Here is a 14,442-nt window from a genome sequence, read left to right as displayed (position 1 = left end):
CAATCGCGCCTCGTTTCAATCCGGATATACGATTTACATGAGCAGAGATTTCGCCAAAAAAGGCCGTGCACCCGCGCGCCGCACATCCTCCACCAACAGTGCAACACCGCCTTGGGTGTGGTTTATTGCCGGATTGGTGCTAGGTGCTTTTGCCGCAAGCCTCTACTTCATTAAAAACCCTGCGGCTGAACCTGCACCCAAAGAAGAACCAAAACCGAAAGTAACGGAAAACAAAACGCCCAAACCGCGCTTTGATTTCTACAAATTGCTGCAGGAAAGTGAAACTATTGTGCCCGCAAGCGAAACGATCAACGAAGAAAAACCCGCGCAAGACCAGGCAACCGAGTACATTTTGCAAGTTGGCTCTTTCCCGAGCGCGGATGATGCAGATAAATTGCGTGCGCAATTAATTTTGATCAATCTCGATGCACACATAGAAACCGTGGAAATTCGCAAAGGGGAAATCTGGCATCGCGTTGTGGTTGGCCCGTTTGCCACCCAAACTGCACTGACAAGCGCACGCACCCAACTGGTCAACAACCAATACAATGCGCTGGTACTCAAGCGCGCAAAAACCAAGTAAGGCCCACCCTTCTTATCTGCTTGATGCACATGCCTTGAAAAAGGTATGTGTGCCCCCATTTTTCTGGCTTCTGTGATGTCAATCTTAAAGGAAGTCCAGTGACTACAATTCTCTCTGTACGCCGTGAAGGGCAAGTGGTAATCGGCGGCGATGGCCAGGTCTCGCTCGGCAACACCGTCATGAAAGGCAATGCACGCAAAGTGCGCCGCCTTTACAAAAATCAGGTCATCGCTGGATTTGCAGGCGGCACCGCCGATGCATTTACCCTGTTCGAACGCTTTGAAGCCAAGCTCGAAGCGCACAATGGCCAACTCACCCGCGCCGCGGTTGAACTCGCCAAAGATTGGCGAACTGATCGTAGCTTGCGTCGCCTTGAGGCCTTACTTGCCGTCGCGGACAAAGACGCTTCGCTCATCATTACCGGCAATGGCGATGTCATCCAGCCCGAAGACGATTTAATTGCGATTGGCTCCGGCGGCAATTACGCGCAAGCCGCTGCACGCGCACTACTGGAAAACACCTCGCTCGATGCGCGCACCATTGTTGAAAAAGGGCTGAAAATCGCAGGCGATATTTGCGTCTTCACCAATCAAACACACACGATCGAAACACTCGAATATTGATAGCCGTAGCCCGTATGGAGCCTAGCGAAATACGGGAGTTCTTAATTGATTAACCACCCCGCATTACGTTTCACTCCATGCGGGCTACTTAAGAGTTTTTTATGTCCTCCATGACTCCGCGCGAAATCGTGCACGAATTAGATAAACACATCGTCGGCCAGGCCGATGCCAAACGCGCTGTGGCAATTGCACTGCGCAATCGCTGGCGTCGCATGCAAGTGCCCGCCGATATGCGCAATGAAATCACACCCAAAAATATTTTGATGATCGGCCCCACCGGTGTCGGCAAAACCGAAATTGCACGCCGCCTGGCAAAGCTCGCCAACGCGCCGTTTATAAAAGTAGAAGCCACTAAATTTACTGAAGTGGGATACGTGGGCCGCGATGTTGAATCCATTATTCGCGACCTGGTCGATGTCTCCATCAAAATGTGCCGCGAGCAAGCGATGAAATCTGTACAGCATCGCGCTGCCGAAGCCGCGGAAGAACGCATTCTGGATGCACTTTTACCTCCAGCACGCGATTTATCTTCTGAAGAGAGCAAACATGAATCAGGCACCCGCCAAATTTTCCGCAAAAAATTGCGCGAAGGTGACCTAGACGATAAAGAAATTGAAATTGATATTGCAGCCGCAAGTGTTGGTGTTGAAATCATGGCTCCACCCGGCATGGAAGACATGACCAACCAATTGCAAAGCATGTTTTCATCGCTCGGCCGCGACAAAACCAAAAAAGCCAAGATGACGGTGAAAAAAGCTTTCAAACAATTGCAAGATGAAGAAGCAGCGAAACTGGTAAGCGATGAAGATATCAAAACGCAAGCGATTGAAGCGGCTGAGCAAAACGGCATTGTGTTTATCGATGAGATCGACAAAGTTGCACGCCGTGGCAATGTAACCGGCGCAGATGTATCACGCGAAGGCGTTCAGCGCGACTTGCTGCCATTAATTGAAGGCTGCACAGTGACCACCAAACATGGTTCGATTAAAACTGACCATATCTTATTTATTACGTCGGGTGCGTTTCACTTGAGCAAACCGTCGGATTTAATTCCGGAACTACAGGGACGCTTACCTATTCGCGTTGAGCTGCAAGCATTAACACCGGATGATTTTGAACGCATTCTTACCGAACCCAAAGCATCGCTAACGGAACAGCAAGAAGCGTTACTAAAAACCGAAGGTGTTGAAATCACATTTACCAAAGATGGTATTCGCCGCATTGCGGAAACCGCATTTGATGTAAACGAGCGCACTGAAAATATTGGCGCGCGCCGCTTGCACACCATTCTTGAACGCTTACTGGAAGATGTTTCTTTCACCGCCGGTGATGGTAATCGCACAGTGGAAATTGATGCACCTTTTGTAGAATCACATCTGGGCGAACTTGCGAAAAACGAAGACTTAAGCCGCTTTATTCTGTAAGCATTACATGTTGTAAAAACACTATGACCAAAATTCCCAGTAAAATTTTGCTGCACAAACAATCGCAACAACTGGAGCTGCATTTTGACGGCGAGCAGTTTTTATTGCCCGCCGAATTTTTGCGCGTGCACTCACCGAGTGCCGAGGTAAAAGGTCATGGTGTAGGCCAGGAAGTCCTGCAATTCGGCAAGAAAGATGTGCGGATCACCCAGCTTGAACGCGCAGGAAACTATGCGCTCAAGCTGGTTTTTGATGATGGCCACGACAGTGGTATTTACACTTGGGATTATTTTTACGAGCTGGCAAAAAATCAGGAGTCGCTCTGGCAAGAGTATGAGAACAAATTGCACAATGCCGGGAAAAGTCGGGAACGCGACACCAGCATTGTGCGATTTGTGTAGTGTGTTTAACCTTGGGGATGAGAGTGATTTGAATCCAGCTCACCCAGACGGCGCTTTCCGGTGATCATCGACAGCGGCAAATTTTCCTTGAGGCGATAACTTTCAAATAAAGCTGCAACGATGTGCAGCAATACCAACACCAATAAACTGTTGGCAATCGCATCGTGAAGATCAATGATCCAATCCTCCCCCCAGAAATAATCCACCTCTTGCGCCAAAAAACCGGTAACGCCCAGCGCCAACAAGCACAGCATCATCAAGATCATGACCAATGCACCCAAAGGTGAATGCCCCATACGATGGTATGCCTGACCGCGCACCAATGCACCGATATGCGCAGAGAGACGCGCTGGCGTAGGGAAAAAATCCGCCCAGCGCGCAGCCCCTTTGCCCACAAAACCCCATATAAAGCGCACCAGCAACAACGCCACCATTGCGTAACCTAACCATTGGTGCCAATCATCACCCGCCTCATTGAAATACATATTGGCCACAAAAATGATAGCTATCGACCAATGAAAAACCCGCACAAGCGGGTCCCATAGCGTAATCATTGCAGGTGACATAATTAGTCTTCGATCTCTTCTTTAACGATCTCGCCCGTCACCGGATTGAAATAAATTTCAACTTTTTGCTTTTCTTTGTTCCAGCCATAAATTTCATAGCAATTGCCATCGGTCACTTTAAACACTTTGATCTCGTAACCTTTAGCCTTCAAGTCATCCTGAAATTTAGTTTGATCCAGCCACTGGGATTTTTCTACCGTTGTGCACTCAGGGCCGGCAACAGCGAATGGACTTAATAATACCAGTGAAGTCAGGAGTAATTTGCGCATTGAAGTGTTCCTCTGGTTGAGTAAATTTATGATTGGTATTAAACGCGGGACGATTACAAAATATCCACCCACAAGACTCAAGCATTGCCGTGTAAAGAAAGATTAAATAAACCTTTCTGTCACATGGACCAACTCACCATGCCGGTATAGGCGGTAATCAAAATCAATAATCCGAACGCAATTCGGTACCAGGCAAAAATCTCGTAGCTATGATTGGCGACAAAACGCACAAGCGTACGCACAGCAATCCAGGCGCTAATAAACGCGGTGATAAAACCGGCGGCAAACATTGGGAAGTCGCCCATTTCCAATAAATCACGGTGTTTATATATATCGTAAACGGTGGCGGCAACCATGGTTGGCACGGCGAGGAAAAATGAAAACTCTGCAGCTACTTTGCGATCCAATCCAATAAATAAACCACCAATAATCGTAGCGCCCGAGCGGGAAGTCCCCGGAATCATCGACATCACCTGAAATAAACCTACTTTTAATGCATCCCGCCAGCTTATGTCATCGACATCTGTGACACGGATATCGTGCTTTCGCCGCTCTGCCCACAGAATTACCAAGCCACCCAAAATCAACATAGTGGCAACGGTCAATGCGTTAAATAAATAGGTTTTGATCAGCGATATGAATAACACCCCCACAATGGCAGCGGGAATAAATGCAATAATCAGATTGGTGATAAATTTTTGCGCCTGTGGATCGCTAAACATGCCGAATGCAACCTGGGTAAATTTGCGCCGGTATTCAACTACTACAGCCAAAATAGCGCCCAATTGGATAGCAATTTCAAATACCCGGCCGTCGTTATGAAAATTAATCAAATCCCCGACGACAATTAAATGCCCGGTACTCGATATAGGTAAAAACTCGGTTACCCCTTCTACCAGCCCCATGATGATGGCTTTGAAAATCAGCAATAAATCCACAACAACTCCTTAGTCAAACAATAGTAATCACTCAATGGTTCGGCGGCGCAAGTCTGCGGCAATTATTTCGTGTTTGCAAACTCTGTGCCCATACCCGATGTCTATATAGCGTTATACTCGTGACACAGGATTCCATAGGAGACACAGCATGCGCCTTTTTGTTTCAATTTTATTGCTCACTGGAGTGTTTTCACTCCTGAGCGCCTGCGCCAATATCAAATACGTCGATGATCACAAAGCCGGGACAGATTTCAGCCATTTAAAAACCTACCGCTGGCGTTCGGTGGATATCGATATTGGTGGCACCAATAAACAATTTCTGCAACAGCTTGCAGATGAACAATTGCGCGCACAAGGCTTCACGCCCGCAGATAGCAATGCCGACATGCTTATTGATATGCAAGTATTTTCCCGCATCAGCCGTGGCGGCAACACCAGTATCGGTATAGGGATTGGCCTGCCGGTCGGTCGTCATGGCAATGTGGGATTGGGCACCGGACAAACACTGGGGCAAGGAAAGCAGGAGGGAGTTATCGTTATTGATATAACCCAATCGAGCAATAATACCCTCGTGTGGCGCGGCAACGCGGAAGGAATTCCGCTAATTCATTTTTCGTTAAAAGCAGAACAGAAGTTACGTGAAAGTTTTACGCGGTTATTGCAACTATTCCCACCCTCCAACGAGACGAATTAATTTTCCCAGCTAAGCTTTAGTGAGAATTAATTATTAGCAGCCTTTTATTGTTCACGGTTTTGCTGTAGCCGCGGCGATTAATTAATCGCCCGCGCCCTGATCTCGCTGCCCCGCGAAGTAAATGCGCCTTCACAAAACGCACTGTCACAAGAAGAAATTTCCATGCCCAATTCACATCGACTGTCTACGGAAGGCATTTTGCTATTGATAGGTTTGGCAATTGGCTGGGGAATTAATTGGCCAATCATGAAATTTATCATCAGTGAAATTCCACCGCTGACATTCCGCGGTTTTTGTTTGTGTTTAGGCGGCCTGGGAATTTTGGGTATTGCGCGTTTTTCCGGACTCTCCCTGCAAATGCCTCGCGGATTTGTTCAAAAAATTCTCTGGGTATGCCTGTTCAATATTATTGCATGGAATGTGCTAGCCACTTATGGACTGAGTTTATTGCCTGCCGGGCGCTCGGCATTATTGGGCTACACCATGCCCATCTGGACAGTACTCTTATCCATTTGGGTATTGCAGGATAAATTCACTCTGCGCGTGGGCATCGCATTGCTATTGGGAGCTGCAGGTGTTTTTGCATTAATGAGCGAGTCATTAATCAGCTGGTTTGGTGGGCCAATCGATAACAATTTACTCATCGGTGCAGTACTGATGATTGTTGCCGCCTGGTGTTGGGCTGCGGGCACAGTGATGATGAAGCGCTGGAAAATCCCTATAAATACCGTGGTGCTCACTGGCTGGCTATTATTACTGGCCAGCATTCCGGTATTGATTGCTGCAGCGATTGTTGATGGGCTACCACAAAAAATGCCATCGCATCTTGCGCTTTGGGGGGTATTTTACAATGTGTTTATCGCCTTTATGTTTTGCTATTGGGCGTGGGTGCGATTGGTCAGTTTGGTTCCCGTCAGCGTGTCTTCTCTGTCGTCGTTAATCACACCGCTGATTGGAGTCCTGTCTGGAATTTTATTATTGGGCGAGCGCCCCGGCTGGCCGGAATTCAGTGCGACTATTTTAATTTTGGGGGCCGTTGCGGTGGTCAATTTCACAACGGCGAAAATCACTACAACAAAACCGGTAGCGGGCGATCCAACGCAATGAGGTGTTGCTCAGGCTGAATCGTCGCACCATAGGCAATCACCTCGACCCCGGCTGCATGCGCACTGGCCAGCGTCGCAGCATAAATGGCATCGATATGCGCGGCAGCGCGCACCGATAATATCCCACTGTGCTGCACACAAAATAACAACACAGCCCTGTGCCCTTGCGCACGCATCGCCATCAACTCGCGCAAATGCTTACTGCCACGCTCGCTCACTGCATCAGGAAAAAAACCCTCGCCTTCGCTTTCCATCAAGGTGACATTTTTAACTTCAACGTAACAAAACCGCGCATCTGCTGGATTGCTACTTAACAAAAAATCGATGCGCGATTTTTCTTCACCATAAATTTGTTCGCGCTTGAGCGAACCATAACCTTGTAGTTCGGTAATAACGCCTGATTGGATTGCAGCCTCGACCAAATCATTGGCGCGCCCGGTATTGATACCGGCAATGTGGCCGCCAGATGTAGTGACCAATTCCAGTGTTTGTGGATATTTGCGCGCTTTATTTTCGCTCAGGGAATACCAACAAGGACTTTCTGGTACGACACAATTTTTCATCGAACCGGTATTGGGGCAGTGAATAGTGATTTCACTTCCGTCCGGCAAACGAACATCCGCCAAAAACCGTTTGTAACGTCGAAGCAACAGAGCAGGGAACAAGACAGCCATAAAAGAATCACAATCAAATGAAGGCAGACAAGGCGCAAATTGAAGCACAATTGCGCCAATTTGGGGCTATAGTTTTTGTTTGGAATAGGTTTGCATCGGGTTGGGAATAAATTGCTGTCACAGCCTTGGGGATATGCCGCTACGCGCAATGCAGGGCACGAAAAAACGCTAGCACTCGCATTTGTTATCTGATAGCTTGCTCCCCCTTCTAATTATGCCCGCCCTGCGGTGCAACACTATAAGCTGATCCAGGAAGTCTTACGAGGCGCTACCTATGGCGAAAAAATCACCTTCTACTGAAACCTTCGCGCTACGCCCTTTCACTCCTTACGTGGAGAAAAAAGGCGAAGAGTACATGAACGACAACCAGAAACTGCACTTCCGGCAGCTGCTGCTCAACTGGCGTTCAGAGTTGATGGAAGAAGTAGACCGCACCGTAAGCCACATGAAAGACGAAGCGGCGAACTTCCCTGACCCAGCTGACCGCGCCAGCCAGGAAGAGGAATTCAGCCTTGAGCTGCGCACCCGTGACCGCGAGCGCAAACTGATCAAGAAAATCGACAGCACTCTGGAGCTGATTGAGAACAACGATTACGGTTATTGCGATGCCTGCGGCGTTGAAATTGGTATTCGTCGCCTTGAAGCGCGCCCAACAGCGACACTCTGCGTAGACTGCAAAACCCTTGCAGAGATCAAAGAAAAACAAATCGGCGGCTAAGCCGATTCAGCGGGGCGAGCAATACTCGCCCCACGACCATGCCAGCCCCATCCCTCCACACCTCACCCTCGCAACCTGACAACACTGAGGTTTCAGGCTATATCGGCCGCTTTGCACCATCACCTACAGGCCCACTGCATTTTGGTTCGCTAGTCAGCGCACTCGCCAGTTATCTGGATGCCAAAGCCAACAACGGTCAATGGTTGGTGCGAATGGAAGATCTCGACCTGCCGCGCGAACAACCAGGCGCAGCACGCAACATATTGCAGAGCCTTGAGGATCACGGGCTGCATTGGGATGGCGAGGTTCTCTACCAAAGCCAACGCCATCCGGCCTATCAGGAATGTCTGGATGTATTGCTGAAAAAAAATTGGGTCTACCCATGCACCTGCTCCCGTCAGGATCTGGCGCACATGGGTGGAATATACAACGGTCATTGCCGCACTCATCCGATAAGCCCGGGGCAAGCATACTCGCTGCGGTTGAAACTCTATGATTTACCTGATCGCGCCAGTAACGACTTGATTGAGTTTGAGGATCTTATCCAGGGCATACAAATTCAAAACCTGCGCACCCAGGCAGGTGACCAAATCCTGAAACGGCGCGATGGTTTGTTTGCCTACCCTTTGGCAGTCGTTGTCGATGATATTGCCCAAGGCATCACCCATACCATCCGCGGCAGTGACTTATTGGAAGTCACAGGGAGGCAGCTATTCTTTTTTGGGTTGTTAGGTGCACCACTGCCAAGGTTTGGTCACGTCCCGTTAGCAGTACATGCCAATGGGCAAAAGCTCAGTAAACAAAACCATGCAAAAGCGATCGAAGCCGGAGATGCCAGCAAGAACCTGTGGCGTGGACTGATGTTTTTAGGGCAGAATCCTCCAGTTGATTTGGCGGGAGTATCAACCACCGAAATACTGGCTTGGGCTGTACAGCATTGGCAACGCCACGCAGTTTCCGGTCTTAGTCATTTATATACAGACTAAAAACAACCAAAAACACAGAACAATAACAACCCTCAGCTCGCTGTACCGATGGGGAATAAACGCTTATGAACAACCAACGCCTGGTAATACTGCTACTGTTGGTAGCCTACATTTTTTCGCCCAGCCTGTTTAATTGGATACTTAATCCGGAAGGTGCCTGGTATCGGCCGTTTATTGTCTGGATTGCGGTCATTGTTGTCGCGTTTGTGATGCAAGTTCGCCGCAAGAACTATCATGAGTTTGACTGACCACACGGCGCCAAAACTGTCGCCCCCAACTATTCATTGGCTACTACCACTAAAAAATACCGATAAAAAAACAACATGACTTTTGATCTCAGCCAGGTAGCACTCATCGGTATCAGTTATTTACTGCTGCTATTTGGTATCGCTTATATAACCGAGCGGGGCTGGATTCCCGAAGCGGTCACCTCACACCCGATCACCTATATTTTATCGCTAGGGATTTTTGCCAGCGCCTGGGCGTTTTACGGCGTAATCGATCTCGCGTTCCAATACGGTTATGGCGCACTCGCCTACTACATTGGCACCGGAGCGCTCTTTCTGTTCGCTCCTGTTGCCTTGGCACCACTGGCAGAGTTGGCTCGGCGACACCAGGTGCACTCGCTCGCTGACTTACTGGTATTTCGTTACCACAGCCACAGCGTGGGCGCCCTGACCACTCTTTGCATGCTGTGTGGCATCCTTCCTTTGATGGCATTACAGATCCAGGCGATTGCAGACACCATGCACATCCTCACGGTAAGCGGCAACCCTTCCCTGCCCCTGGCGGGAACCGGGCTTACATTCAAAGACATAATGGCGCTCTGCTACTGCTTTATTCTGGCGTTTTTTACGATCTCTTTCGGTGCCAATCGCGAGCAACACCGCGGGCTGATTACTGCCATGGCATTCGAGTCGCTGATCAAAGTCTGCGCACTCTGTGCAGTCGGGCTGGTCGCTGTTTTTGGGGTATTTGATGGTCTGGAAGGGTTGGATCAATGGCTGCTCGATCACCCCGAAAATCTGGCGCTGTTGCACACCCCCATCCACACCGATTCAGCCCACACCCTGCTTCTAGTATTTGTCGCGACAGCCGTCACCATGCCGCACATCTTCCATTTGGGATTGGCGGAAAACCCGCTGATGCGCAACTCGCACACGGTGACCTGGGCATTTCCACTGTTTCTACTATTAATGGCGCTGCCGATTTTCCCGATACTCTGGGCTGGTACCGAGCTTTCAGTCCCATTACCACCCCAGTACTACACACTGGGCATCCCGATCCTATTTGATTCGCCGGGCCTAACCCTGCTGGCGTTCATCGGCGGACTTTCAGCCGCAACCGGGGCGATGGTGGTGATCTCACTCGCACTCTCCACCATGGTAATGAACCACTGGCTGCTGCCCAGCCTGAAATTGCGCACGCGCACCGATCTCTACAGCCAGCTGATCTGGCTGCGTCGAATCCTGATTGCCGCCATTTTCTTCGGCGGTTACCTGCTGTATTGGATATTGGATAACCGTTTCAGCCTTGCTCATCTGGCGATGACAGCATTTATCGAAACCCTGCAATTCCTGCCCGGCACATTTGCCATTGTGTTTTGGAGTAAAGGTAACAAGCGCGGCATCATCGCTGGTTTGGCGGTTGGTACCAGTATCTGGGCGATCGGGTTGTTACTGCCCATCCTGACCGGCATGGAATACATCCAGCTGCCGCTGCTGAGCTGGACGATTCCGGTAGGGATCGAATACTGGAGCGAAGTGACGTTAATCTCTCTCGGGTTAAACACTTTTTGCTTTGTATTGATATCGCTACTCACCCGCCAGACCGAAGATGAACAATACAGCGCTGACCTCTGCGCCGCCGATGAGCTCAGCCATCCGGTACGCCAAGCGTTGGATGTCCATTCCGCTTCGGAATTCAAACACCGTCTGGCCAAACCCCTCGGTAAGGTAACCGCCAGCCGCGAGGTTGATCTCGCCTTAAAAGAGCTGAACCTGACAATTGACGAGCGCCGCCCCTATGCATTGCGCCGCCTGCGCGACCAAATTGAAGGTAATCTTTCGAGCCTGATGGGAATCCACGTCGCCAGCGAGATCATGGACAAACACATCCCCCATGTAACCGCTGAAACCCAAAGCACGGTGGACATCAACCTGATCGAAAACCGCCTCGCCCAGTACCGCGACCACCTCACCGGTATGGCAGCTGAACTCAACACACTCCGCCTGTATCACCGTAAAACACTGGAAGAACTGCCAATGGCGGTTTGTTCACTGGGGCGCGATATGGAAGTCCTGATGTGGAACCGCGCCATGGCGGAACTCACCCAAACCCCGAGCGAGGATGTTACCGGCTCTTATTTGGAGGACATTCCCGAACCCTGGTGCAGCCTGCTAATCGATTTCAGCCAAAGCAAAGAGCCGCACTTTTACCGGCGCGAAATCGAACTGAATAATCGCCCGCACTGGATCAGCTTGCATAAAGCCAACATCGAAGGGCCGATTACTGCGGGTGTTTACGATCAGGTAATGCTGCTGGAAGATGTTACCGAAACCCAGTTATTGGAGCAGGAATTGGTGCACTCCGAACGCCTTGCCTCCGTCGGCCGCCTCGCGGCGGGTGTTGCCCATGAAATTGGCAACCCGATTACCGGTATCGCCTGCCTCGCACAAAATCTGAAATACGACTCCAGCGACCCAGCCGAAGTGCTGGAAACAGCCGAACAAATCCTTAGCCAGACCGACCGTGTCGGGCGCATCGTGCAGTCGCTGGTGAGTTTCTCCCATGCCGGTCACGCCAGCAAAACCGAGTTCGAAGCTGTTTCCATTCGTGACTGCGCCAATGAGGCGATTCACTTGTTATCCCTGCAAAAAGAGAAAACCCAGGTACTGTTCTGTAACGACATCCCTAAAACCGCCATTGTTGCAGGCGATGCGCAGCGCATAATTCAGGTTTTTATAAATCTTTTATCTAACGCGCGGGATGCCAGCCCGGAGCAAGGCCGTGTTATGCTTGAAAGTAACGAAGATGAAGATTCGGTAACAATTTCTGTTACCGATGAGGGGCACGGCATCCCTCCCGAGCTGATCGAGCGAATTCTCGAACCCTTCTTTACCACCAAGGAGCCAGGTGAAGGGACGGGCTTGGGCTTGGCAATGGTGTATAGCATTATCGAGGATCACAGCGGCCATATGGACATCATCAGCCCGGCCGATACCGTCCACAATCGCGGTGCAAGGTTTGAGATCACGCTACCTCGTCATCTCGATTCCTTTATGGATGCGTAACAAATACCCACTGGGTGCAACAGCGAAAACCAGAGTAAAAACCAAAAACAGAACGACAAAAAGATCCGCGACCGGCAGGTGCAAGCTGCCGGTTATCGACCAGCAACACTTAACGCAAGACCCGGATAGCTATGAGTAAGATTCTGATTGTTGAAGACGAAACCATCATCCGTAATGCCCTGCGCAAGCTGCTTGAGCGCAACCAGTACGAAGTCAGTGAGGCTCCCTCGGTTAAAGAGGCCACCTCCAAATTCCAACTCAAGGATTTTGACCTGATTATCAGCGATCTCCGTCTGCCCGGCGCGCCCGGCACGGATTTGATCAAGCTGGCAGGCGACACCCCCGTTCTTATTATGACGAGCTACGCCAGCCTTCGCTCGGCAGTAGATTCCATGCGTATGGGCGCAGTTGATTACATCGCCAAACCCTTTGATCATGATGAAATGGTCAATGCCGTCAAACGCGTCATCGGTAAAGCCAAAGCCGCCACCAAAGCGGCCTCAGGCACCGTTGCGGCCAGCACCGCGATTGCCGGCATGATCGGCGCGAGCGATGTGATGCAAGACCTGTACAACCGCATCCACAAAGTAGCCCCTACCAATGCCACCGTGTTAATCCACGGCGAAACCGGCACAGGTAAAGAGCTGGTCGCCCGCGCACTACACGAAGAAAGCAATCGCAATAATCACTTGATGATCTCTGTTAACTGCGCCGCCATTCCCGACACGCTGATCGAATCCGAACTCTTCGGTTACGAAAAAGGGGCATTTACCGGTGCAGCGAACAACCGTGAAGGCTTGGTCGCTGCGGCAGATGGCGGCACCTTGTTCCTCGATGAGATCGGCGAGTTGCCACTGGAAGCCCAAGCCCGTCTGTTGCGTGTACTACAAGAGGGTGAAGTACGCCCGCTCGGCTCGGTGGAATCGCGCAAAGTGGATGTCCGCCTCGTAGCGGCAACCCACCGCGATTTGCGCAAACTGTCCAAAGAAGGCAAATTCCGCGAAGACCTGTACTTCCGTATTAACGTCGTGCAACTGGAGCTACCGCCGCTGCGCGAGCGTGGACGGGATATCATCAATATTGCCGAATCCCTGCTACAACGCTATTGCGCACAATTCGGCAAACCCCAGCTCAAACTTTCCTCCGCGGCGATGGATGCCATCATGAGTTACAACTGGCCAGGCAACGTGCGCGAGTTGGAAAACGCCATGCAACGCGCCGTCATTCTGTGTGAGGACAGCACCGAAATTGGCGACCATCTGCTCTCTATCGATATGGACAGCAATGATGATCTGGATGACAACACTGGCAGCTCCGTATTGGAGCCCGCCCGCCTTGCCAATCGCTCTGCGGGTGCCGCATCGGAAGATTTGTCACTGGAGGACTATTTCCAACGTTTTGTATTGGAACATCAGGACACCATGAGTGAAACAGAACTGGCGCGCAAACTGGGGGTTAGCCGTAAATGCTTATGGGAGCGCCGTCAACGTCTCGGCATTCCCCGATCAAAATCCTCTGCCGCTGTCGGTAGCGCCAAATAAATTTCACTAACGTTTATTCCCCCAAAGCCCCCGATTAGCCCTCAAGCAATCGGGGATTTTTATTTTAAGTGACATTTTTCTAAATTAACGCGCCAATTTTGCAGTAAACAGCGCCAAATCGTTACCCCCATCCACGAGAGTGTTACCGCACAAATACTGTTACCGTAATTGCCACACGTAACAAATAAGCGATAAATATGTAACCGTTCGAAATAACAAAAAAGAATAAGAGACGAACCAAAAAACATAACTGTTTGTTTTTATTGAACATTTAAAATATGGCACAACTACTGCTTTTAGAGCGCCATAACAAAAACAAACAATAAGAATTAAATGTGAAAATCTAATAACAACAAGAAACAATAAAAAACTGAAGAAACTTAAAAATAACAACAATAGACAATAAGAAACTGAAAAAAACGAATAACAACAAGAAATAATAAAAAGCTGAAAAAATAGATAATAACAACAAGAAATAATAACAATAGAACGTATATAACAATAACGAAAACAATAACTTAGATTGACCTACGCTAGAAGACAAAAGCAATAAGACAGTAAAATAAAGCGGATGACTGACTAGGCACGGGATGGGATAGCACGCGAGATTGGATGTTTGCCACGGA

The 14,442-nt window shown here is 49.7% G+C and carries 15 protein-coding genes; 11 read left to right on the top strand and 4 right to left on the bottom strand.

Annotated elements, in window-relative coordinates:
* Positions 1 to 37 precede the first annotated feature (37 nt).
* From VC28_RS17625 to VC28_RS17610, 4 genes are all read left to right on the top strand, one after another.
* Positions 38 to 583, top strand: a complete 546-nt coding sequence (locus VC28_RS17625; protein WP_049631799.1) for an SPOR domain-containing protein — start codon at positions 38 to 40, stop codon at positions 581 to 583.
* 98 nt (positions 584 to 681) lie between these two features.
* The gene (hslV, locus tag VC28_RS17620) at positions 682 to 1,206 is read left to right on the top strand and encodes an ATP-dependent protease subunit HslV (RefSeq protein ID WP_049631798.1); all 525 of its coding nucleotides are present in this window, start codon (positions 682 to 684) and stop codon (positions 1,204 to 1,206) included.
* A 101-nt stretch (positions 1,207 to 1,307) separates the two neighbouring features.
* Positions 1,308 to 2,630, top strand: coding sequence for an ATP-dependent protease ATPase subunit HslU (hslU, locus tag VC28_RS17615; RefSeq protein WP_049631797.1), 1,323 nt, complete (start codon positions 1,308 to 1,310; stop codon positions 2,628 to 2,630).
* A gap of 23 nt (positions 2,631 to 2,653) precedes the next feature.
* Entirely contained in the window at positions 2,654 to 3,031 is a 378-nt protein-coding gene (locus VC28_RS17610) for a gamma-butyrobetaine hydroxylase family protein (protein ID WP_049631796.1), read from the top strand.
* 5 nt (positions 3,032 to 3,036) lie between these two features.
* Here VC28_RS17610 and VC28_RS17605 read toward each other — a convergent pair whose 3' ends face one another.
* From VC28_RS17605 to VC28_RS17595, 3 genes are all read right to left on the bottom strand, one after another.
* A complete protein-coding gene (locus VC28_RS17605) occupies positions 3,037 to 3,597 on the bottom strand; it encodes a cytochrome b/b6 domain-containing protein (RefSeq protein WP_049631795.1) in 561 nt (186 codons plus the stop codon).
* Positions 3,598 to 3,599: 2 nt separating this feature from the next.
* Complete coding sequence (locus VC28_RS17600) at positions 3,600 to 3,866, bottom strand: PepSY domain-containing protein (RefSeq protein WP_049631794.1); 267 nt, start codon at positions 3,864 to 3,866, stop codon at positions 3,600 to 3,602.
* Between the two features lie 119 nt (positions 3,867 to 3,985).
* Complete coding sequence (locus tag VC28_RS17595; RefSeq protein WP_049631793.1) at positions 3,986 to 4,804, bottom strand: undecaprenyl-diphosphate phosphatase; 819 nt, start codon at positions 4,802 to 4,804, stop codon at positions 3,986 to 3,988.
* A 148-nt stretch (positions 4,805 to 4,952) separates the two neighbouring features.
* On the opposite strand from VC28_RS17595, the gene VC28_RS17590 reads away from it, so the two are divergent.
* A complete protein-coding gene (locus VC28_RS17590) occupies positions 4,953 to 5,498 on the top strand; it encodes a DUF4136 domain-containing protein (RefSeq protein WP_049631792.1) in 546 nt (181 codons plus the stop codon).
* A 162-nt stretch (positions 5,499 to 5,660) separates the two neighbouring features.
* On the top strand, positions 5,661 to 6,605 hold the full coding sequence (locus VC28_RS17585; RefSeq protein ID WP_049631791.1) for a DMT family transporter: 945 nt from the start codon (positions 5,661 to 5,663) through the stop codon (positions 6,603 to 6,605).
* Here VC28_RS17585 and sfsA read toward each other — a convergent pair.
* Positions 6,568 to 7,278, bottom strand: a complete 711-nt coding sequence (gene sfsA / locus VC28_RS17580; protein ID WP_049632508.1) for a DNA/RNA nuclease SfsA — start codon at positions 7,276 to 7,278, stop codon at positions 6,568 to 6,570. The two genes, VC28_RS17585 and sfsA, sit on opposite strands and share 38 nt — an antisense overlap.
* Positions 7,279 to 7,552: 274 nt before the next feature.
* On the opposite strand from sfsA, the gene dksA reads away from it, so the two are divergent.
* From dksA to VC28_RS17555, 5 genes are all read left to right on the top strand, one after another.
* Positions 7,553 to 7,996: an RNA polymerase-binding protein DksA gene (gene dksA, locus VC28_RS17575; RefSeq protein WP_007645291.1), complete on the top strand. Its 444-nt coding sequence runs from the start codon at positions 7,553 to 7,555 to the stop codon at positions 7,994 to 7,996.
* Between the two features lie 38 nt (positions 7,997 to 8,034).
* Positions 8,035 to 8,982 carry a tRNA glutamyl-Q(34) synthetase GluQRS gene (gene gluQRS / locus VC28_RS17570; RefSeq protein ID WP_049631790.1) on the top strand — a complete coding sequence of 316 codons (948 nt, stop codon included), beginning with the start codon at positions 8,035 to 8,037 and terminating at the stop codon, positions 8,980 to 8,982.
* Between the two features lie 65 nt (positions 8,983 to 9,047).
* Entirely contained in the window at positions 9,048 to 9,230 is a 183-nt protein-coding gene (locus VC28_RS17565; protein WP_049631789.1) for a hypothetical protein, read from the top strand.
* A 75-nt stretch (positions 9,231 to 9,305) separates the two neighbouring features.
* Positions 9,306 to 12,275: an ATP-binding protein gene (locus tag VC28_RS17560; protein ID WP_049631788.1), complete on the top strand. Its 2,970-nt coding sequence runs from the start codon at positions 9,306 to 9,308 to the stop codon at positions 12,273 to 12,275.
* Positions 12,276 to 12,406: 131 nt separating this feature from the next.
* Positions 12,407 to 13,816: a sigma-54-dependent transcriptional regulator gene (locus VC28_RS17555; protein WP_049631787.1), complete on the top strand. Its 1,410-nt coding sequence runs from the start codon at positions 12,407 to 12,409 to the stop codon at positions 13,814 to 13,816.
* Positions 13,817 to 14,442: the final 626 nt, after the last annotated feature.

It is taken from the genome of Cellvibrio sp. pealriver (assembly GCF_001183545.1).
Classification (GTDB): domain Bacteria; phylum Pseudomonadota; class Gammaproteobacteria; order Pseudomonadales; family Cellvibrionaceae; genus Cellvibrio.
The sequence above is the reverse complement of the archived record's forward strand: the minus strand, read 5'-3'. Positions and strand labels throughout refer to the sequence as shown.